Origin of the sequence: Myceligenerans crystallogenes (assembly GCF_039529775.1) — a bacterium.
GTDB classification, from domain to species: domain Bacteria; phylum Actinomycetota; class Actinomycetes; order Actinomycetales; family Cellulomonadaceae; genus Myceligenerans; species Myceligenerans crystallogenes.
Genome location: NZ_BAAANL010000009.1, coordinates 20,809 through 41,320 on the forward strand (window position 1 = coordinate 20,809; position 20,512 = coordinate 41,320).

23 protein-coding genes are annotated in these 20,512 nt (G+C 69.1%); 7 read left to right on the forward strand and 16 right to left on the reverse strand.

Translation table 11 applies throughout. The features are described from left to right. From ABD208_RS18430 to ABD208_RS18470, 9 genes are read right to left on the reverse strand one after another with little or no spacing between them, the layout of a single operon-like run. Complete coding sequence (locus tag ABD208_RS18430) at window positions 1-300, reverse strand: DUF6112 family protein (protein WP_344105824.1); 300 nt, start codon at window positions 298-300, stop codon at window positions 1-3. 13 nt (window positions 301-313) lie between these two features. Further along, window positions 314-580 (reverse strand): DUF6112 family protein, encoded by a 267-nt coding sequence (locus ABD208_RS18435; protein ID WP_344105827.1) that lies wholly within the window; start codon window positions 578-580, stop codon window positions 314-316. Then, complete coding sequence (locus ABD208_RS18440) at window positions 577-765, reverse strand: hypothetical protein (RefSeq protein WP_344105830.1); 189 nt, start codon at window positions 763-765, stop codon at window positions 577-579. The genes ABD208_RS18435 and ABD208_RS18440 overlap by 4 nt, the downstream gene beginning before the upstream one ends. Further along, on the reverse strand, window positions 762-1,973 hold the full coding sequence (locus ABD208_RS18445; protein WP_344105832.1) for a M23 family metallopeptidase: 1,212 nt from the start codon (window positions 1,971-1,973) through the stop codon (window positions 762-764). Before ABD208_RS18445 ends, ABD208_RS18440 begins: the two co-directional genes overlap by 4 nt. Before the next feature lie 10 nt (window positions 1,974-1,983). Next, window positions 1,984-2,643, reverse strand: a complete 660-nt coding sequence (locus ABD208_RS18450; RefSeq protein ID WP_344105835.1) for a cytochrome P450 family protein — start codon at window positions 2,641-2,643, stop codon at window positions 1,984-1,986. Next, window positions 2,640-3,764 carry a ParB N-terminal domain-containing protein gene (locus ABD208_RS18455; RefSeq protein WP_344105837.1) on the reverse strand — a complete coding sequence of 375 codons (1,125 nt, stop codon included), beginning with the start codon at window positions 3,762-3,764 and terminating at the stop codon, window positions 2,640-2,642. The genes ABD208_RS18450 and ABD208_RS18455 overlap by 4 nt, the downstream gene beginning before the upstream one ends. Continuing rightward, the gene (locus ABD208_RS18460) at window positions 3,757-4,629 is read right to left on the reverse strand and encodes a hypothetical protein (RefSeq protein WP_344105839.1); all 873 of its coding nucleotides are present in this window, start codon (window positions 4,627-4,629) and stop codon (window positions 3,757-3,759) included. Before ABD208_RS18460 ends, ABD208_RS18455 begins: the two co-directional genes overlap by 8 nt. Beyond that, entirely contained in the window at window positions 4,626-4,976 is a 351-nt protein-coding gene (locus ABD208_RS18465; protein WP_344105842.1) for a hypothetical protein, read from the reverse strand. Before ABD208_RS18465 ends, ABD208_RS18460 begins: the two co-directional genes overlap by 4 nt. Further along, window positions 4,973-5,917, reverse strand: coding sequence for a bifunctional DNA primase/polymerase (locus ABD208_RS18470; RefSeq protein WP_344105845.1), 945 nt, complete (start codon window positions 5,915-5,917; stop codon window positions 4,973-4,975). The genes ABD208_RS18465 and ABD208_RS18470 overlap by 4 nt, the downstream gene beginning before the upstream one ends. 282 nt (window positions 5,918-6,199) lie before the next feature. Here ABD208_RS18470 and ABD208_RS18475 point away from each other — a divergent pair, with 282 nt between their 5' ends. After that, window positions 6,200-6,733, forward strand: coding sequence for a flavoprotein (locus ABD208_RS18475; protein WP_344105847.1), 534 nt, complete (start codon window positions 6,200-6,202; stop codon window positions 6,731-6,733). A 21-nt stretch (window positions 6,734-6,754) separates the two neighbouring features. Here ABD208_RS18475 and ABD208_RS18480 read toward each other — a convergent pair whose 3' ends face one another. From ABD208_RS18480 to ABD208_RS18495, 4 genes are all read right to left on the reverse strand, one after another. Next, complete coding sequence (locus ABD208_RS18480; RefSeq protein ID WP_344105849.1) at window positions 6,755-7,960, reverse strand: helix-turn-helix domain-containing protein; 1,206 nt, start codon at window positions 7,958-7,960, stop codon at window positions 6,755-6,757. Window positions 7,961-8,181: 221 nt separating this feature from the next. Continuing rightward, window positions 8,182-9,294: a tryptophan--tRNA ligase gene (gene trpS / locus ABD208_RS18485; RefSeq protein ID WP_344105851.1), complete on the reverse strand. Its 1,113-nt coding sequence runs from the start codon at window positions 9,292-9,294 to the stop codon at window positions 8,182-8,184. 277 nt (window positions 9,295-9,571) lie between these two features. Continuing rightward, on the reverse strand, window positions 9,572-10,786 hold the full coding sequence (locus tag ABD208_RS18490; protein WP_344105853.1) for a helix-turn-helix domain-containing protein: 1,215 nt from the start codon (window positions 10,784-10,786) through the stop codon (window positions 9,572-9,574). Window positions 10,787-10,821: 35 nt separating this feature from the next. After that, complete coding sequence (locus ABD208_RS18495) at window positions 10,822-11,574, reverse strand: NAD-dependent epimerase/dehydratase family protein (RefSeq protein ID WP_344105856.1); 753 nt, start codon at window positions 11,572-11,574, stop codon at window positions 10,822-10,824. 185 nt (window positions 11,575-11,759) lie between these two features. Between ABD208_RS18495 and ABD208_RS18500 the strand changes: the two genes are divergently transcribed. Both ABD208_RS18500 and ABD208_RS18505 read left to right on the forward strand, forming a co-directional pair. Next, on the forward strand, window positions 11,760-13,634 hold the full coding sequence (locus tag ABD208_RS18500) for an outer membrane protein assembly factor BamB family protein (RefSeq protein WP_344105858.1): 1,875 nt from the start codon (window positions 11,760-11,762) through the stop codon (window positions 13,632-13,634). A gap of 38 nt (window positions 13,635-13,672) precedes the next feature. Beyond that, complete coding sequence (locus ABD208_RS18505) at window positions 13,673-14,428, forward strand: C39 family peptidase (RefSeq protein ID WP_344105860.1); 756 nt, start codon at window positions 13,673-13,675, stop codon at window positions 14,426-14,428. Window positions 14,429-14,487: 59 nt separating this feature from the next. Here ABD208_RS18505 and cysS read toward each other — a convergent pair whose 3' ends face one another. From cysS to ABD208_RS18520, 3 genes are all read right to left on the reverse strand, one after another. Beyond that, the gene (gene cysS, locus ABD208_RS18510) at window positions 14,488-15,912 is read right to left on the reverse strand and encodes a cysteine--tRNA ligase (protein ID WP_344105862.1); all 1,425 of its coding nucleotides are present in this window, start codon (window positions 15,910-15,912) and stop codon (window positions 14,488-14,490) included. Between the two features lie 510 nt (window positions 15,913-16,422). Then, complete coding sequence (locus ABD208_RS18515) at window positions 16,423-16,749, reverse strand: hypothetical protein (protein ID WP_344105865.1); 327 nt, start codon at window positions 16,747-16,749, stop codon at window positions 16,423-16,425. A 27-nt stretch (window positions 16,750-16,776) separates the two neighbouring features. Continuing rightward, entirely contained in the window at window positions 16,777-17,307 is a 531-nt protein-coding gene (locus ABD208_RS18520; protein ID WP_344105867.1) for a hypothetical protein, read from the reverse strand. A 585-nt stretch (window positions 17,308-17,892) separates the two neighbouring features. Here ABD208_RS18520 and ABD208_RS18525 point away from each other — a divergent pair. The 4 genes from ABD208_RS18525 to ABD208_RS18540 all read left to right on the forward strand — a co-directional run bounded on the left by ABD208_RS18525 (window position 17,893) and on the right by ABD208_RS18540 (window position 20,491). Next, entirely contained in the window at window positions 17,893-18,078 is a 186-nt protein-coding gene (locus ABD208_RS18525; RefSeq protein WP_344105870.1) for a hypothetical protein, read from the forward strand. Window positions 18,079-18,172: 94 nt separating this feature from the next. Next, window positions 18,173-18,937: a hypothetical protein gene (locus ABD208_RS18530; RefSeq protein WP_344105872.1), complete on the forward strand. Its 765-nt coding sequence runs from the start codon at window positions 18,173-18,175 to the stop codon at window positions 18,935-18,937. Continuing rightward, on the forward strand, window positions 18,934-19,662 hold the full coding sequence (locus tag ABD208_RS18535) for a 7-carboxy-7-deazaguanine synthase QueE (protein ID WP_344105874.1): 729 nt from the start codon (window positions 18,934-18,936) through the stop codon (window positions 19,660-19,662). The genes ABD208_RS18530 and ABD208_RS18535 overlap by 4 nt, the downstream gene beginning before the upstream one ends. A 226-nt stretch (window positions 19,663-19,888) precedes the next feature. Continuing rightward, window positions 19,889-20,491 (forward strand): hypothetical protein, encoded by a 603-nt coding sequence (locus ABD208_RS18540; RefSeq protein WP_344105876.1) that lies wholly within the window; start codon window positions 19,889-19,891, stop codon window positions 20,489-20,491. Window positions 20,492-20,512 lie beyond the last annotated feature (21 nt).

Below are 20,512 nucleotides of genomic sequence, written 5' to 3' on the forward strand. Positions count from 1 at the left end.
TCACACCGCCTGCCCGATCCCGTGCGCGAAGTTCACGACGGCCACCGCGGCCCCGCAGATGACGGCCGCGACCAGGGCGATCAGGACGCCGGTCTTACCGCGTCCTGCCAGAGACGGGTTCGAGGAGTTGGCGCCGGCCGCCCAGACGATCGCGGAGATGATGACGGCCAGTACGGCGCAGATGAGCCCGACGGTCATCATGGCGCCGACGATCTTCTCGAACTGGTCGATGCCGGGCAGCCCGTCGGTGTTGGGCTGGATGTCGATGTCGGTCATCAGGGTGCGGTTGCTACTGGTCATGGTCATGGCCTTTCTAGAGTTGGTTTCCGAGGTCGAGGAGCCAGCCGCCCCACGCCAGGGTGCCGCCGGCAAGGACGGCGCCGCCGAGGGCGACCAGGACTCCGGTGCGGGCCTTGGCGACGATCTGCCACGACCCGAGCGAGGCCGCGACAGCCCACGTGAGCCCGGAGCCGATCAGCGTGGCCACGGCCGTCAGCAGCGTGTAGGTGAGCAGCGCGCCGACCACCTCCCCGAATCCGCTCCCGGTCACCGCAGCGAAGTCCGGGCCGATCGGGGTCACGGCTGGTCCTGGACGGCGAGGGCAGGCGGGGTCCGCGTGCGGGGCAGTTCCTCGTCCGGGCCGATCAGCGTGGTCTTCCACCCATCGGCCTCTCGGTGGAGCTCGAGACCGAACAGGGCGCCGGCGGGGTCGAGGCCCAACACGGTCTCGTGCGGGACCGTGGATCGGGGTGAGGGGGTGGTCATGGTCGGGCTCCGGTGGTGCAGGCCGCAGACGCTGCTGCGGCGGCTTGGGTCAGGTGGCTGGGGTCGTGGCCGGCAAGCCATGGCTCCGGGTCGATGGGAGTCGTGGCCCAGAAGCCACCCGGATGAACTTCTGTATGTAGGTGGGGTCCGGTGGCGGCGCCGGTGGCGCCGACGGCGGCGACCTGTTGCCCCGCGGTGACCGGGTCGCCGACGGACACGGTGGTAGACCCGTCCAGCAGGTGTGCGTAGGCCGTCGCGACGGCGCCGTCGAGCTGGTGGTCGACGACCACGAGGTTCCCCGCCCGGGTGTCCGCGCTGACTTCCGTTACGATGCCGTCGGCGACTGCGAGCACCGGGGTGCCTGCGGGTGCGGCGTAGTCGGCGCCGGCGTGCAACGTCGTGGTGGCGTAGACGGGATGGACGCGATAGCCGAACCCGGACGTGCGCCGCCAGGTGCCCTCCGGCAGCGGGAACACGACCGCCCCACCCGGCGACGACGTCGCGGCGCCCGCGGGCTCGGTAGGCCGGTCGGGTGTGGGAGTGGTGCCCGGCTCCGTGGCGTGCGCGGCGGAGCCGGGTGTCGTGAGCGCGTCCAGGATCCTGTCGGCGACCGGTTCGAAGTTCGCGTACCGGTCCGGGAACGCGGAGACCTCGACGGCCTGCGCCGCCGAGCCCTTGGGCATGCGCTCCCAGCCGGGCACGTCCAGCAGCCCGCGCGGCGAACCGCCGTTGGGGCCCTGCGGCCCGCCGAAGAACGCACGGGCCTGGTAGCCGGGATCCATCAGCTCCTCGACCGACCCCCAGCCCGCTACCGGGCGCATCTGGAACAGGCCGAGCGAGTCGTGATCCGACCCCGAGCCGTCGTTCGGATACAGCACGGAGTCGGGGTAGGCGGTGGGGTTGGCCAGCATCCGCAGGCTCGACTCGGTCAGCGCCGCCATGAGCGCGACGGTGACGCCGTCACGCCCCACGCCCTCGGTCCGGCTCCCGACACGTGCGATGGTGGCCGCATGCGCGAGCTGAACCCCGTCGAGCCTGACGGTGACGCCGTCAGCCGCGGTCGCGGTCAGGGAGCCGGGCACGTTCGTGACCATCGGCCCGCACGACGCCGGCCGTGCGGCAGCCGACAGAACGGTGACCGCCACAAGGACAACCGCCGGGCCCAGGAGCAATACCGGGAACACGAGGAACGCCAGAAGCTTGTGCATCAGAGGCGCCTCATTCCAGGACCTTGCCGGGCGCGCCGAGCCGGGCCAGCCAGCAGCCGCCGCCGTCGTCGGGCGGGCAGACGATGAACATCGTCATGACCACCTCGTACGTCGAGGACTCCGCCTCGCCCGCCACGACGCCGTCACGATGGCGAACACCCGTGACGGTGACGGCGACCGTGCCGGGCGCGAGATCTGCGGTTCGCCGGTCTTCGACGGCGCGCGTCCAGGCATCCGGGACCCCGACCGCGGCCGGGTCGAATCGCTGGCGGGTCTCGTATGCGCGCAGCCGCTGCCACCAGGCGTCGTCGGGCAGCCAGGCCGGAAGGTCCGCGAGCAGACCCGGGGTCTGTTCCCCGGACGGATCGGCGTGCTCGAGCAGCGCGGTGGTGATCGAGGCAGGCGTGTCGGTGGTGGTGTCCCAGTCGAACAAGACCGTCGCCGTGCGGCGGGCGAACGTGATCGCGTCCGATGCCTGCTCGACCCGGGGCGCCGGCGAGCTTGCCGGCCCAGAGTCGTTCCGGATGACCGCCGTGGAAACGGCTCGCGGCGTGGCCGGTTCGCGGCCGGTCCGGTTCCCGAGTGCGGTGAGCGCCGCCGCGACCATGCCGGTCAGGATCAGGACGCTGATCACGATGCGCACGTTCCGGCGCAGCCAGTCGCGGATCATGACGGTGCTCCCACCCGGACCGGCACCGCGTGGTCGGCAGACCCGACGGTGCCTGGCCGCTGGTCAGGCTCTCCGGCCGCGGCACTGCTAGCCGTCGTGTCGGCACGTCCGACGTCACCAGCCGATGCCGCGGAGTCGTGACGCGCGGTTTCCATCGCTGCGACCAGAGCGGTCAGCCGGTGCTGGACGTCGCAGAGCGTTTCCCAGTCCCGCACTGGGAGCGCGGGACCGAGTACCTGGGGGTCGTGATCATCGAGCAGGCGTGAGATCTGCTCCCAGGTCGTGGCCCAGACCCGCAACGCGTACTTGGTGACCCTCGCGGCCGGCGCCGCCGGCGCGGCGGCGGGCCCGGCCGGCGGGGCATCGGCGTCGTCGTGGGTCTCCGCCGCCGGAGCCTGGCCTTGGGTGGCCTGGAGCATCGTCTGGATGCTGTCCCACTCGGGAGCGACCTGACCGCCGTCCTCGATCCGCGCTACGGCCTCGGCCGCAGCCTCCCGGATCTCCCCAGGCAGGCCCTCATCAACCGAGTGGTCCATCAGGCGCCCGATCCGTTCCAGCGCCTGCCACGACTTGCGCCCTGATGCCAGCAGCGCGGCCTGGTCCCGCAGGTCACCCGTTCCGCCCGGATTGGTCAGCGTGTCCGGTGCCGTTGACTCAACGGCTCCCACAATGACCGAATCATTCGTTTCGGCTTCCGGTGCCGGCGCGGCTGCTTCGCGCGAGGCCGAGCGCGCACCGAACCGGGAAGCCTCCTGCCGGCGGCGTGCGTCCTCGCGCAGGACGTCCTTGAACTCCTGGTACAGCCGGGCCTGCTCGGTCTTCGAGTAGGCAGCGCGCAGGACGTTCTCGTCGTGCTGGGCCAGCAGCTGCAGCGCGTTGTCCGACAGGCCCGAGCGGATCCAGGTGCGCACCTGCGTCCAGCCGAGCAGCCTCACCGCTTCCAGCCGCCGCCACCCGCACACCAGCACCCGGTTCGGGGTGATGGTGATCGGCTGCAGCAGGCCGAGCTTCTCGATGGACGCGGCCAGTGTCTGAAGGTCACCAAGCTCCTTGCGGTGCCGGACCCCGACGGTAATCCCGTCGATGGCGACGTCGAGGCCGCCAAGCTGTTCCTCAGGCACGACGGGCCTCCTTCACCGGCGCGGTCAGGGCAAGGGCCGTGGTCAGGCGGGCATCGGCCAGCAGGTCCACGGGGCGGGCGCCGCAGACCGCGCGGCGCAACAGCCCATCGGTGCCGGCGTCGCCGAGCAGCGTGCGGCACAGGCGGGTCCAGGTCCGGTGGTCGACGTCGAGCAGCCGCAACGGCGTCAGGTCCCTGCGCAGCGCATCCAGCGCCGCGCCCGGGCCCCCGGACTCACGCAGCCGGTGGCACACGTACTCCAGAGCGACGCGCGCCTCCTCGGGCGGCCATCCCGCCCACGACATGAGCGTGCGGACCGTGATCAGGCCGATCCGGGCGTCACGGTCCGTGATCGACTCCCGGATCGACCCGAACTTCCTCGCCGTCGCGCCCTGGGTTGCCGACTCGTCGGTGGTGCGGGCGGCGATGCGTTCCACGAGGGCCGGGACCGCGGCGTCCTCGTCGAGCTCGCTGAACCGTTCGGCGTCCCGGTCGCCGGACTTCATGAGCCGGCGGGCGTGGTCGGTCGAGCACAGGAGCCGGTCGGCCCGGTCCGCGGCCTGCAGGGTGCGCTGCACGGCACGGGTCACTACGCCCCACGGGTCATCGGCGTCCAGCGTGGACGGCAGCCGCAGCACGTCGAACGCCGCAGCGACGGCGTCGGTCGTCTCCTGTCCGTGACGGCGAGCCAGCAGGGCGTACTTGCTCTCGCAGTACGCCAGCAGGTCGGGCACCTGCGGGTGCCGGGACCAACCGTCGGCACCCAGCTTGAGGATCTGGACCAGTACACGGCGCAGTCCTTGCGGGTAGGCGAACGGCGGCTTCGGGTCGTGCGGGTAGGTCACGGTGGCGTTCAGGGTGTTCATGACAGTTCCGGTCCTTCGTGATCGACGTCGTGGTGGGGTGCGGGCTTGGTTTTGCCGAGGTTCCGCAGGGTGCGGATGCCGCGGACCGGCAGGCCGCGGGTCCAGCGCACGAGCCGGGCCTGCAGGTCCACGCCGTTCATCAGCCGCTCGGCGACCGTCGGGTCGTGGTGCAGGTCCGTCAGCCGCATCCACCGCAGCCGCCCGTCCCTAGACGCCTCATCCCGTGCGGTCTCGTCTCGGCCGGACGGGTCCCGGTTCACGGCGAACGGGTTCGGGCCGTCCGGGATGGACGCCTTCGCGATGCCCGTGCGGGATACGGGAGTGTGCTGGTGCTGGGGGTCGTTCATGAGATCACCGCCCTGGGAGGCTCCGGACGGCGACCGCCGCCCGGAGACGTCGGATGAGATGACCGGCCGGCGGCCGGCGGTTCGGCACGCGGGGACGTGTGCCGGAACGCGGAACGGATCGCGGACTCCGCGATCCGCGCGGGCACACCGACGCTGAGCGCGGCGTTGCCCAGCGCAACGAGGGTGGTTTCCAGATCGTGACCGGCCTCGACGGCACGGCACGCAGCCCAGAACAGCCGCTGTTTGCGACCGTCCTCGGGATGCGCGGCGATCCAGGCCGCCAACCGCTCGGGATCCGACCGCGATGCCCCGGGGGCGGGGACGAAGTCGCGGCGGGGTTTCGGGCGCGGCGGCGCCAGGAACTCGCGCAGCGCGGCGCCGTCGACCGGCGCGGCCGGGTGATCGGCTACCGCCGCGAGCCGGTAGATGCCGGATTGGCCGTCGTCGTACACGACCCGTGACGGCGGCACCACGATGTACCCGCCGTCGGCCCGGAAGTCCACGTGCGCGGGCGCGCACGCCCAGGATGCCTGCTCAGCGACGTTCGGGAAGTAGGCATGCAATCCTCCCGACGGTGTGCGGACCGTGAACGCCCACCCGGACGTCAGCCCTACCTTCAGCGACGCATCGAACGCCGAGCGCCCGGACGTGCCATCGTGCATGTCGACGTCGACCACGTCGAACCCGGATACACGCCCGGTCGGGATCGCGAGGTTCGCGTCCGGCCACCGGCGCCAGAACCGCTCCAGCTTGCCGAGATCGGTCGTGGCGTCGTGGAAGCCGCGCTTCGTGAACGGGGGCTTGCCGCCCGGGACGCACGGGAAGGCCGGCACTCCAGCGCGCGCCAGGAGGGTCGCTGTCGCTGCGGTCGACGGCGCGCGGAAGGCCGCGACCAGAGCGCGGGCTCTGGGTGCGAACTCAGCTGGCAGGTGCGTGTCCATGACGGCCACGCTGACACCGGGAATCGCCGGAAATCGCATGCGCGAAACCGTGCAGGAGAACCGAGCCAGCCACGTCAGGGCAGGTCAGAACCGCTCCGTCATGCCGAGATTGAGTCCGGCGGTGCCGTCATCCGGCAACACGGGAAGGCTCGTTCGGCATCCACAGGCCGGACTGTCCTGGAGGCTTCGGGGGAATCGTGTCGGACGTCCTTCGAACCGTCTTGCGCCGACGGTCCGCAACTGAGTGCCGCAACGTCATCGGCGGCCGGTAGGGTCGCGTCCATGACGCGAGGTGTGCTGTACATCGTGGTGTGCGCGGCCGGGGCTACGCGGTTGGTGCCGTCGAGATTCCTGCCGATGGCGACAGAACGCGGCTGGGATGTGCACGTCCTGACGACGGCGCAGGCAATCGGAACCTTTCCTGAGGTGATTGAGCAGATCGAGTCCGTGACCGGCCGCCCGGTACGAGCGGATTTCCACACCACGGTGGGTTACTCGCTCCCAGATCCGGACGCGGTCGTGGTGGCTCCGGCGTCGTACAACACGGTCACGAAACTCGCACTCGGGATTGCGGACACCTACGTGCTGACCCGGTTGACGGAACAGATCGGTCGTGGGATCCCGATCGTCATCGGGCCGTACATCAACGAGAAGTTCGCGAAGCACCCGACCTACGAGCCCACCCTGGAGCGGCTGCGGAGCTGGGGATTGAAAATCGTCATCGGGCCGGACGAGCCGCACCAGTCCGGCGGCGGAGCCGCCGAGACCTTTCCGTGGGCGGAGCTGCTGGACGCGATCGAGCCCACCGCGAACTGAGCAGACCGCACCCGGAGCGCGTCAGTTCGGGTGCCCCATCCACGCACTGAACCGCGCCAGCGGCTCGTTCGCATGCCGGTGGGAGCGCACGAGCATGCGCAGCACTTCCCGCGCAGTGGGATGGTGCCGAGTCTGCTGGGGTGCGAGGTCCCTGGCGCGCTGCAGACTGGACAGTGCGCGGTCGTGGCGCCCCTGCCACATGTACGCCCTGGCCAGGTCCATGTAGTGGTGCGCGGCGCGGGTCGGAGCGAAGTCGCCTGGCACGTCAAGTGCTTCGGCCAAGGTCAGGGCTCGGGGACCGTCGCCGAGCTCGATCGCGGCGGCGACGTCGTGGAAGCCCGTGTTCGTGGGTCCGAACGCGAGGTTCCGCCACAGGTGGTCGGTGTCCTGCGGCAGATGCCGGACGATGGTGAGGGCCTCCGTGACGTGTGCGGCCGCGCCGTCGGCGTTGCCGGCTCGCGCGTTCAGGATCGCCGCACGCAGGTGCAGGGAGCCGGTCATGCGCAACGCCGCGGGGTCGGCGGAGTCCTGCTCGAGAACGGCTCGCGCCCGCTCGACGAGGCGGAGTCCGACGTCGTACGTGCCGTGCCGCAGCATGGACGACGTGCGGGTGTGTGCGGCGAGTCCGACGGCGAGCGGGTTGCCCCACAGCCCGGCGACCCAGGTGATCCGGTCCGCGACGATGGTGGCCAGGTCGTCGTAACCGGTGGCGTGCATGATTGACATCGTCGGGTGCAGCAGCGTCGCCAGAGCGTCGTACAGCGTCTCCTGCTCGGTGGGATTGTTGCTAGCGTGAACGGCGGCCGTCGTCTCCATCAGGAGCGCGGGAACCCGGATCAGAGCTTGGATGTTGCGGTCCGCCTGCCGCAGGTGCGCGACGGCGACCGCGTCGGACAGCAGGGCGGACGCCGTGCGCGGGGCGGTCTCCAGCTCGGGCGGAAGGTCCCAGTAGGTCAGCGCCTGCCGAACGGCGGACACGTGTTCGTGAATGTGGTCCCGGCGCGGGCCGTCGACGTCGTACGGCTGACCGTTGAGGGTCGTCACATCGACCCCGAGCGGCCCCGCGACGGCCGCGATCAGTACCGGCGTGGCATCCCGAGCACCGATCTCGACCTTGCGCAACAACGACGGGCTGACCGACGCCTTCTCAGCCAGAGCGATCTGTGTCATACCGCGCCGACGCCGGTAGTGCGCGATCCGACGCCCGATCGAGTCCTCGTCTTCCATGTCCTCACCGATCCTCCAACGGGTGGCCTTGCAGTGACGAGTCTTGCCCAATTCACTGGCTGCCGAGTGACACAAGAACGTGTCACTCACAAGCCACCGCCACGACCATGACCACAGACACGATGAGCAGGACCACAGCGCGGCCCGATCCTGTGCCACCAGCGCCGAGGGCAATGGCACAAGGCGAGCCCACCGAATCTCAGCCGGGCGCGCGCTGCTGATCAGTAGCGCATCTGCATGAGCTTCAGGACGTCTTCCAAGGTGCGGTTCGCGATCTCGTTCGCGCGCTGGTTGCCGCGGGCGAGGATGGCGCGCAGGTACTCGGGTCCGCGCTCGGCTGCCTCCGCGCGGCGGGCTCGCATCGGGCGCAGGCCCTCGACGAGTGCTTCCGTGACGACCTGCTTGAGCCGTCCCGCGCCGGCCGCGCCGACTTCTTCGGCGAGTGCTTCTGGTGTGGTTCGGGCGAAGTGGGCGCCGATGGTCAGGAGGTTGGCGATCTCGGGGCGGCGGTCGGGTTCGTAGGTGATGTGGCGTTCGGAGTCGGTCTTGGCCCGCTTGACGAACCGGACCGTGTCGTCCTCGGAGGCTCGGATCTCGAGGGCGTTGCCCGCGGACTTCGACATCTTCGCGCCGTCATTCCCGAGGATCGTCGGTGTCGGGACGATGAGCGCGTCCGGTTCGGGGAAGTACGGCTGGTCGGCGGCGTGCCGGTTGTTGAAGCGGCGGGCGATCGTGCGGCTGATCTCCAGGTGCGGGAGCTGGTCCTGTCCGACCGGGACGAGGTTGGCGTGGCAGAACAGGATGTCGGCGGCCTGGTGTACCGGGTAGGTGAACATGAGCCCGGACATCCCGCGTCGGCCGCGCTTCTCCGCGGCGGCGGTCTCGGCCTTGACGGTGGGGTTGCGTTCCAGCTCGGAGACGGTGACCAGGGACAGGAACGGCAGCAGGAGCTGGTTGAGGGCCGGGACGGCGGAGTGCGTGAAGATCGTCGTGGCCTCGGGGTCGATCCCGGCGGCGAGGTAGTCCAACAGCACCTCGCGGACGACGGCGGGCAGGTCGCCGGCGACGTCGCGGTCGGTGATGACCTGGTAGTCGGCCACGATCAGGAAGATCTCCACGCCTTGGGCCTGGAGGCGGACGCGGTTGTCGAGCGTGGCGATCAGGTGGCCCAGGTGCAGGGCACCGGTGGGGCGTTCGCCGGTCAGGACGCGGAACCGGCTCGGGTCGGCGGTGATTTGCTGTTCCAGGACGGTGGAGCGTTCGCGGGCGGTGCGGACGGACTCGGTCGAGTGGACCTGCTCGCGGTCAGGCGTGGTGGTGGGGTTGGCGTTCATGGTGGCTCCTCGAAGTTCGGGCCTGCCACCGCCGTCGGACCCCTGGAAATGGGAACGTCCCGGCTGCGGCAAGCAGCTCGGGACGGCGTGGGCGCGTCTGGTCACGGCTGCGTGTGCAGCCACCACCAGTTACGCCTTGGAATCATGCCGAGAGGATAGCCCGCGGTCAGCGTCGCGTCACGACGGGCTCTCTGCGACGCCCGGTACGGGCTGTGGACCGAAGCTGATCCCCTACGTCTCAGGGTGTGGTGAGTCCAGCGTTGAAAGCGTGAACCGCTCACTCGGGAGCTTTGACCATACCGACCCACGCGCTGAACCTCGCGAGCGGCTCGTTCGCTTGGCGGTGGGCACGTACAAGCATGCGAAGCACTTCACGGGTCGTCGGGTGGTGCCGGGTCTGCTGAGGCGCGAGTTCGCGAGCTCTGTACAGGCAGGCCAGGGCGCGGTCATTGCGCCCCTGCCACAGGTATGCCCGGGCAAGGTCCATGTAGTGGTGGCCGGCCCGGATCGCGGGGAACCCGGACGCCAGGCGCAGCGGCTCTGCGCGGTTGAGCGCAGTCGGCCCGTCGCCGAGCTCGATGGCGGTGGCGACGTCGTGAACGCCGACGTTCGATGGCCCGAAGGTCAACTGGTACCAGCCGCCGTTGCTGTCCGCACCCGCACGGTCGGCAAGGTTCCGCGCCTCCACGAGGTGGGTTTCTGCGGACTGAGCGTCGCCGGCACGAGCAGCAAGTATGGCCCCGCGCAGGTGGAGAGACCCAGCCATGTACTGACCGGCGGATCCGTCAACTCGGACATCGACGTCGGCCTGGGCGCGTTCGAGCAGTGTCTGCCCGACGTCGTACGCACCCGCGCGCAGAAGCGACGTAGTCCTTGCCCATGCGGCCAGGGCCTGCATGAGCGGATCGCTGGACTGCGCCGACGCCCAGACCAGGCGATCCTCGACGACAGTGGACAGGTCCTCGTACCCCGTCTTGTACGTCACGGAGTGTGCGGCGAAGAGCAGAACCGTCAGGATCTCGAAGTACCGCTCGCGCTCTCCGCCAATGGTGTCTTCGGCGCGCGCCGTCGTCTCCAGGAGCAGCGCCGGCAGACGCGCGGCCACCTGCATGTGCTGGCCTGCCTGGCGCAGACGCGACACCTCCCGGGCGTCCGCTTCCAGCAGGCCCCATCCACGCGGGGAGGTCTCCGGAGCCGGGGCCACATCCCAGTACGCGAGCGCACGCCGCAGAGGCGGCATCAGGGCGTGGATCTGATCCGGACGCCGTCCGTTGCGGTCGTACGGTTGGCCGTTGAGCGTGCTCACGTCGACGCTGAGCGCCTTCGCCAGCGCAGCCACGAGCACGGGCGTAGCGTCGCGTGAACCCTGTTCGATCTTGCGCAATATGGACACGCTAACGGATGCGCGCTCCGCCAGAGCGGTCTGCGTCAGGCGCCGCACCTTGCGGTGGTGAGCGATCCGGTCTCCGATCGTCTCGTCAGATCCGATCATCGTTGCCTCCGATCCCGGCAGTCGTCTGCGCGATCCTACGCACCGTCGTCTCCCTTCGGGGAAATGCCGAAGAGCTGCGCCGCGACTGCTTGTGTACATGCCGCAAGGTCCTCGCCCGGTGCCTCCGTCAGCAGCCCGAATCCGCGGGCTCTCTCGGCCTCGATCTGGTAGTCCATCAGGTCGCGCTTGCCCCCAGTGATGATCTCGGCGTCGGTCAGGCTTGCTGCAGTGGCGACCGCTTCGGCGAAGGTGGCGTTCGCGGCGGCCACGTTGAAGGTGCCGGAAACACGCTCGCGAGCCGCGACATGAAACGCACGTGCCGCCTGATCACGGTGGAGCCAGCCGCGCCAGTGATCCGGGGCGGGAACGGTGATCGTCTGGCGGTCGCGCGCCTCGGTAAGCCATTTCGTAACCCGGTCAGTTCGGATCCGACGTGGATCGGGTCCGTACAGGGCTCCCAGGCGCAGGACGGCCGTCGTAATCCTCGGCGTCTCCGTCAACAGGTCTTCGCCGGCCTTCTTCAGCCTCGCATGCGGAGTGACCAGGCGCAGCGGGGCGTCCTCCGTGCACGGGTTCCCAGCGGCGTCGCCGTAAACGGTGCACGTGGACGCGTACACGACGTGCGATCCATCGGGAAGCACGTCGATCAGTTCCCGGAGGCGGTCGAGTTCCTCGTGCTTCGCGCCGTCGAGCAGCCAGACGATTGTTACCCCGTCCTGCCGCGCCTGAAGGCGCACGAGGTTCGAGCGCCATGCCAAGGAGCCGTCCCTGCCGTCGCGGGAGACCACGGCGGCGTCTCCTGGGGCAAGCCCCAGGAGCGCTGAACCTACGTATCCCAGTCCAACTATGACGATCACCACACCTGCTTACCCGATGAGCGGCTTCGTGACCAGATCCGCAGGTGACACGGATCTGTGTCACTTCGGTCGGCGCATCGAAGGTTCGATGGATACACCGCTACGAGGAAGAAGTCGTGACAAACGGTTCGATCCTCGTCCGCGAGTGTCGATCCTCCTGGCCCGTTGTCGACGTGCGATACGACCTGCTGCAAGCGGTGGCCGGCACCTGCTCCGACGTGTTCCTGCTCTTTCCGTTCGGTCGCGCCCGCGCCCGGATCCAGACGAACGAGAGACGAGGAGACCAGATCATGTCCCTGGTCAAGCTGTGGAGACGAACCGCGCCCCGCGACGACTGTCCGGTGCGTGCCTCCGTTCTGGCGGCGACCCCGCTGCGCGGGGTCGGACGTGTGCCCCTGCCGACGCCGCACGGCGTCCTTGTGGTCGGCTACGACGACCAGGCCAAGACGTTCGATGCTCGCCTTCTGTCCGACAGTCACAAGGAACGGTGGCGGCGCGCCCTGCCGATGGGGTCGTACGGGCAGAGCATCTACAACCCGGACGCCGACGAACTGTGCGTCCCGAACTCGTTCACCACGTACTCGGCGCTGGACGCCGATGACGGACACGTGCGCTGGGAGGCCGATCTCGGCTCACGGATCCGGTCGACCGCGGTGGTGGTCGGCGACAGGTACGTCATCTTTATCGGGAACCACGTCCTGGGATTCGGCTCCGGCGGTGTCACCGAGCTCGCCGTCCTGGTGGGGTCGATCTTCTTCGGCAAACCGGTCGCGTGGGGCGGAAGGCTCTACTCGCTAGCCGGCCTTCGTCGCAGCGAGGGGACCTCGCTCGTCGTGGTCTGCTTCGAGCCGACGTCGAACCAGATCCTGTGGACCGCGCCGATCGGGCCGGACTACGTCGTCGCCTCCGACACCGCCGGCCCCGCGCTGGACACCGAGAACGGTTGGGTGGTCGCCGGGACGAGCGACGGCCATGTCGTGGCGGTCGACGCCGGCTCGGGTGCCGTCGTGTGGCGTACCGAGTTGCCCGGTCGGGGCGTCGCGGTGCGGTCGGCGCCATGCATCGTCGACGGCGTCGTGGCCGTCGGCACGCTCGAGGGCGTTCTGCACCTGCTGCGGTCGGCCAACGGCGACGTCATCTGCTCGACAGCGGTCGACCCGATGGGGATCTGGTCCGTCCCGACGATCCACGACGGTTCGGTCTTCGTGCACGGCGGCGCCTGGCTGAGCCGACGGAGCCTGGCCGATCTCTCTGCCGCATGGGAGGTCCCAGTCGGGTTCAACGCGTACTCCGCGCCCGTCGTCGCGGACGGCCGGGTCCTGATCTGCGGCGGGGACCCACCAGGCGACGGCTATCTCGTGTCCGTCTCTCTAGCCGCCCAAGAGACGCCGGTGAGGGTCGAGTCCCAGTACGTCGTCGGCGCCGACCGCGACTTCCTGCGTGTGGAGTACGAGCCGGGTGGCGACGTCGACGAGATCGACCTCGACCTGCGGCACCTCGGGCGCAGCGGCCATGAGCGGATGCTGCGCAGCGGCCCGACGTCGTACTACTGGGCCGGTGAGATCGGGCAGGACAAGCGGTACGCCGAGGTGGCCGTCTACGGGCGGGTGTACTCCGGCGCGCGTCAGCGGGTCGTGAGCTTCGTCGTCGACACCGGCACCACCGAACGCCCCGACGCGCCACAGGCCCGCGTGCTGGGCGACGCCGAACTGCCCGCGTCCTCGGAGCGCCGCGCGGACTCCGGCGGTCCGGTGCTCGCCGCGGTACTGGCCACGCACGGCAAGGTCATCGACCCCGACCTGACCGAGGACGCCGCGCAGTACATCCGCGGGCGCGGGATCGACCCGCATCTGATCTGGCGAGGCGGATCCGCGCGGATCATCGCCTCGTCCACGCTTCCGTTCCCGGAGGCCCAGGGCCACACGCCGAACCGGGCGGACGTGCTCGCGGTCATCGAGGAGTGGGAGTCGGGCGGTCGCGACGACGCCTAAGGCAAGGTCCGGCAACACGACGAACGAGAGGATGTCTCATGCTCACCGTCCGTGACATCAGCACCGGCGCGCTGGAGGGCGCGGGTCTGCTGCCGATCGGCAGCTACGACCCGTTCCAGCCCCGGTTCATCGCGAACCTCAAGGAGCACCTCGCCACCGGCTACCCGGTGGTCGTCCGGCTCCACCCCGGGGTCGCCTACCCGATGCCCGACCACGACCTGGTCCACAAGGTCGACCGCGAGGGACACGTAGTGACCGTCGTCGGCTACGACGACGAGAACGACACGTTCCTCATCGGTGACCCGTGGCGTGCCGAGTGGGGCGGGGACCGGCACGGCCTGACCACCCTCACCGCGCAGGACATGACCCTGCTGCTGTGCAACTCGACCGCGTGCTACGCCGCGATGCCGGCGCCGATGACCATGTCGGCCCGCATCGAGGCCGTCGGCCCGACGACCAACCAGCTCGTCGTCACCGTCGGCACGCCCCGTCACCCGCACGCACGCTGCGAGCTGCGGTCCATCACCGACCTCAACGCGAGCATCAAGCTCCCCGCGGGCCTGGCCGCCGGGCAGACCCGCCAGTGGGCTGACCTCATCACTCCCGACGGCGACGCCGAGATCACCTGGGTCATCGAGGAGCACGCCCCGGCCGACGGCGAGATCGAGATCGCCGTCGCAGGCCTGGGCGCCGGCTACGACCCGTACCCGTTCACCGACGTCGTCGGCAGCCGGGCACGGATCGCAGTCCGGTCGGTCCTGGACGCCCCGGTCCGGGAGCGGCAGCTCGCCTGACGGCACGATGAAGGCGGCCTCCAGGTGTCATCCTGGGGGCCGCCCTTCGTCTCACGACGTCAGCGGCCGGCCTCAACGGCCGCCGACCCTACGGCACGGGTGCCCTGCGGGGTGTCGTCGGCAAGCCACCAGCGTGTCCCGTCGGCGGTATCCTTGATGACGATGCCGCGGGCGGCCAGCGCGTCACGGATCTGGTCGGCGCCGGCGAAGTCACGCGCTTTGCGTAGTTCGGAACGGCGGGCGAGCTCCGCGTCGATCTCCGCGTCGTCGACCGAGCGGTCGGCGAGGTCGAACATGTCGAACAGTTCGTTCACCCGCGTCAGCAGGTCCCACGCTGCGGGCCCGGCGGGCTCGTCGGCGCGGTTCTGCTCGCGGATGTACCCGAACAGCACCGCGAGCGCCGCTGGTGTGTCCACGTCGTCGTCGAGTCGCTCCAGCATCGCCGCCCACGCCGCCTGGGCAGCCTCGACGGCGGCCGGAGTGTCGTTCACGGACCGGTCGACGAGCCTGGCGAAGTTCTCCACCCGGCGGCGCGCGCCTCGAGCCTGATCCAGAACCGTGCCCGACAGCTCCATCGAGGACCGGTAGTGCTGCGACAGGAAGGCGTACCGCAGCGTGCGGTAATCGCTCATCGCCAGCGCGTCGCGCAGCGTCAGGAAGTTGCCCGAACTCTTGGACATCTTCGACCCGTCCACCCGCAGCAGACCGGTGTGCAGCCAGTGCCGTACCAGCGGCTCCAGGCCCGAGGCCGCCTCCATCTGCGCGATCTCGGCCTCGTGATGCGGGAAGATCAGATCGACCGCCCCACCGTGCAGGTCGTACTGCGGCCCGAAGATCCTCTCGGTGATCGCCGTGTCCTCGATGTGCCAGCCGGGGCGTCCCGGACCCAGCGGTGTGTCCCAGTAAGGGTCTCCTGGCTTGCGGGCCTTCCACAACGCGAAGTCACCCGGGTTGCGCTTGGCGTCGTTCTCGTCGATCCGCGCCACCGAGTCCTCCTCGGCCACCTCCGTACGGCCCGACAGCTTCCCGTACCCGGGAAACGTGGACAGGTCAAAGTACCAGCCGTCGTCCAGCTGGTAGGCGTGCCCCCGCTCGACCAGCGCCTGGACCTGCGCGACGATCTCGTCGATGTAGTCGTGCGCTCGCGCCCACACATCGACCTGCGTGTTCCCGAGCGCGGCCATGTCCTGCCGGTACGCCTCCTCGAACTCCGCAGCCAACTCACGCGGGTCACGGCCCACCTCACCGGCGCGACGGATGATCTTGTCGTCGATGTCGGTAATGTTCTGCGCGTACGTCACCTCGTACCCGCGTAGCCGCAGGAACCGGGCCAGGAAATCGAACTGCGTGTACGTCTTGGCGTGCCCCACATGAGCCAGGTCGTACACCGTGGGACCACACACGAACATCCGCACCACTCCGGGCGTCATCGGTTCGAGCGGCTCCACACGCCTGCTCAGCGTGTTGAACAGGGCAACAACCATGCCTGATCTCCAGATCTGTCCGACGGATTACAGCGATCGGGCGGGAGGCCAGCCGACCTCGACGAATCGCCTCCTGCATCCTCCCAGATCAGCCAGCAGGACGTCATTCCCAGGCCCGATTGGAACTGCCCGCGGCGCAGGCGCTGTCGCGGCTGTACCCGCTGGAGGCGAGCGTTGCCAAGCTGTCCAGGCGTCGCGCCCGGCAGTCACCTCGTGGTGTGACGACCGAAGTACAGTTTGGCCACCGCGTAGGTGAAGAGCGTTGAGCCGGCACACCCGAAGACCCCGGGCAGCCACAACGGGCTCGGCACAGCGAGGCTCGCCAGGACGGTAACTCGCGCCCCAGCAGACGCGGCACCATCCAACCACCCGCGAAGGGCTACGCATCCTCGTGCGCGCCCATCGTCGGGCGAATTGAGGCGCTGGCGCGGTTCAGCAGATGAGTCGATATGGACACAACGCGGGAATAGGACGCTCTCAAGGTCTTGCTGACTGCTGCTGGCGCCGCCGCTAAACGGCGCCGATCCAGTTCGAGAATCGCGCCAGCGGCAAGTCCGCCCGCCGGTGGGTGCGCACGAGCATTCTGGTGACCTCGTGAGCGGTCGGATGGTGGCGGGTCTGCTGGGGAGCGAGTTCCTTCGCGCGGATCAGGCTCGACAGGGACTCGGCGTGCTGGTTCTCCCAGAGCTGGGCTCGTGCGAGGTCCATGTGGTGGTGAGCGGTGCGGATCGGCATGCGCCGGGTGACCTCGGCTGGGACGTGAGTCTCCGCGGCGAGCGTCAGCGCGCTCGGCCCATCGGCGGCTTCGACCGCGGCGGCGACGGCATGAATCGCCACGTTTGACGGCCCGAACGCAAGGTCGTGTCAGTTGTTGTCCGTGTCCGTGTCCACCTGGGTGGCGACATGCCGGGCCTCATCGACGTGGTCCGTCGCGATGTCGGGTCGTCGGGCCCTGGCTGCGAGGATTGCCGATCGCAGGTGGAGTGACCCGGTCATCCGAAGCCGGCGGGTGTCCTGGCCGGACCCCGGGTCAACGGTGGTGAGCGCGTCACCGAGCAGCCGCAGGCCCGCGTCGTACGCGGCCATCCGCATCAACGACGTCGTGCGCACCCAGTCGCCGAATCCGCGTGCCACCGGGTCAGCCGATTGCCGGGCCGCCCACTGGATGCGGTCTTCTACCACGACGGACAGGTCTTCGTAGCCGGTCTGGTAGGTCACGGCGTGTGCCGCGTAGAACAGCCCGCACAGAACTCCGACGAGAACCTCGCGCTCGTCCTCGTCCTCGCAGGCGTGAAGTGTCGCAAAGGCCTCCATCAGTGCGGCCGGGAGCCGCTCAAGGACCTCGGCGTTCTTGTCCTTCTGGTACAGCGCAGCGATTTCCGCGGCGGCGGTCACCTGTTCAGGCGTACGGGGCGACCTCGACACCCCTGGATGCCGGGTGACACAGAACTGTGTCACCCGCACACGCACGATTTCGGTCCCGACGCCGGTCCGAGACGGTGTCAAGGAAATGAGGTGACACAGATCTGTGTCACATGGGCTAACGGCGCGACGGCATCGTTTATCTCAGTTACTCAAGTAGGTCGTATCCGATAAAAACGCATGCCTCGGCGCGGTGCGCCGTCGTCAGGGAGGGATTCGCACTATGAGCGGCACCAGGTTGGTGGAGCTGGGCCAGGTGCCGGGCGGAGCGCTCTGGTCACGTGATCCTCGCAGCTGGCGGCTGAACCGGACTGCGCCATGCCCTCGACGACGCACTGGGAGCGCTTCCCGAGAAGCACGTGGCGGACGTCGCCTTGCCGCACTGTTCGATCGCATCCCAGATCTCACCTTCGCCGTTGCCCCGGCGACCATTCCTGCCGATCGCGGCTTCATTCCCAGCGGGCACGCCGGGTTGCCCGTGTGCCTGCGCTGACGAGGCACATCTCCGACTTGCGCTGCCCACGTGCGGCGCCCAGCTACGAAGCGAGGAATACGACGATGCGCGGCGAGATCTCGAAGGACGACGCGGTGGAGGTCACCGGGCCGTCGAACATCGAACGTGGCACTGAGGGGGTTGTCGAGAGCGTCCGTCGAGGTTGGACGGGACGGGAGGCCGTGATCGTCGTTCCTGGCTTCCGGCCGCGCAAGGTCGCGATCCCGATCTCGGATCTCACGAAGAAGTAGGCCGGCCACGCGACGTGTCGCAGCCGTCAGCGTCAGAAGGTCAGAGGCCCCCTTGGCCAGGTATCTCGTTGAACCACCAGACGAAGGAGTGAGGATGACGCCACAATCCGAGGAGATTCAGCCGACCGACGCCCCTGGAGCACCGACGGCGGCCTCTCGCGCGCGTCTGATCGCGCGCTGGGACGCGATCGAGACGGCGTTCGCCGCCGAGTACTACTCCGGCGAATCGCAACTGCTGACCACCGCGGTCCCGAGGATCCGCAAGGCCGTCGAAGGCGTGTTCGTGATTCACGGCTCCCGGCGGCCCGATGTCGTCGTCACCGCTGTTCACGGTACGAATCACGTGCGCGACGGGAAGGAGAAGTGGGCCGACCGCGGCACGGGCAGCCTCGCGATCCTGCTGAGCGAGATCACCGGCTGCACAGCGCTGGTCACCCTTGGGGCCGACGGCGACGGAAACCACGACTTCACCCACCCGGCCAAGACCGTTCTCCTGGACCTGCCCGGTGTGCGGACCCTCGTGGACCTGCACGGATCCGCACACCTGCCCGACAGCCCCGACATCGAGATCGGAACGGCCACCGGATACGTTCCCGACGAGTTCATCGGCTCAGTCACTGCCAATCAGACCCTGCGGGTACTGGTCGACGTCGCTCGCACCGCGCGGAACGCCCGCAGGATCACCATGCTCGCCCAGACCCATGGCATACGTGCCGTACAGCTGGAGATCGACGCGCTCCGACGCCCACCAGTCGGTAATCCGGCCCCGAGGGCGGAGCTGCTCGATGCGCTCACGGCGGCGCTGGTCGCGACGCCCGTCCCAACGCCCGCAGACACCACGGCCGAGGGCAAGCGATGACGGCCGGCACCGTCACCGGCGCGGGCACAACCCCGGACCAGCTCCAGGTCGCCGAGGTCTTCGGCCCGACAGTGCAGGGCGAAGGCCCATCTCTCGGGCGCCGGGCGGTGTTCGTCAGGCTGATGCGCTGCAACCTGACCTGCAAGCGGTGCGACACACCGGAAACCTGGGACGCGAGTCGATTCGACCTCCACGCCCGCACCACGTCGATGCCCGTACCGGACTTGGTCTCCTGGGCGCTGGCGCAGCCGGTCGACCTGGTAGTCATCACGGGCGGCGAGCCCTTCATCCAGCAGCGGCGTCTCGTCCCGCTCGTCCAGGCGTTGTCCGACGCCGGACGACGTGTCGAGATCGAGACGAACGGCACCGTCGTGCCTCTGCCGGAGCTCGCGGCGCACGCTTGGTTCAACGTCTCGCCGAAGGTCGGCGTCTTCGGTGCGTCGGACCCGGAGTCGAAGCGAATCAAACCTGCAGCCCTTCGCACGCTCCAGCAGACCGGCCGGGCCGTGTTCAAGTTCGTCATCACGAAACCGGACGATCTTGATGATGTCGCCCGGCTCGCCGACGAGCACGGCCTGACGTCGATCTGGTGCATGCCCGAGGGGACGACACCAGCCGACGTCGTCGACGGCCCCCGAGCCTGGGCCGACGACGCGATCGCACGCGGCTTCCATGTCACCACCCGCCTGCACGTCCTGCTCTGGGACGACGCACCAGGCCGTTGAACCAGCTGATGAGAGCGAAGAACACCATGGTCCATTCACACCCGCTTCGAGGCGCAGTCGTCGGCGCGCGTCCGACGTCCCGAGCGCGACGGTCGTCATGACCAGAACTCCAGAACGCGCGCGGTTCGCGATCTACATTGCCGCACATGACTTCTGGCCCGACACTCCCTTGCACCGGCAAGAGGCTGTCTGCCGCCACTTCGCGCGGACCGAAGGATTCGAAGTCGTGGGCGTCTACACCGATCGCCCCGACGGCGAACAGCGCCACAACGACTTCGCGAGGCTGGTCACCGACGCCGAGGACGGCCGCTTCGACGGCGTCGTGATTGCGGACTCCAGCCGGATTCCCGACAACTCTGACGTGAGCCACAGGCTTTTCGACGCGGTCGATGTCATCGTCAGATGCGGACCCGCACCTCCACCGATGACCTCGCCCGCCCAGCGGCTGGTCGTCATGATCGCCAGCGCCGCGATCACGCTGCTCTATCTGCAGGTCGGTCTGACGGAACTCTTCAACGGCCCCGTCGGCTGGGACGTCGGGCTCGCAGCGGTCGGGCTGCTGACGCTGCTGTCCCGCGGAGCCATCGAGACCATGCGGCTGCCGACGTCTGCAACTCGTACCGGCATCATCATCGCGTTGGTGACCTTGACTGCCGCGATCTTGATCTTGACGGCGTTCGGAGCGGCTCGGGTGAGCGGTCTGCTTCCACCGATGCTCGCTGGTTTGTTCGGCGCCACCGCAGTCCTGAACCTGGCCATGACCAGTGCGATGGCTGGCGCCTCCGCAGCATCTACCTGGGTTGCCTTCGAACGACCCCGGCACTCGTAGTACCGCCACCGAGACGAACCA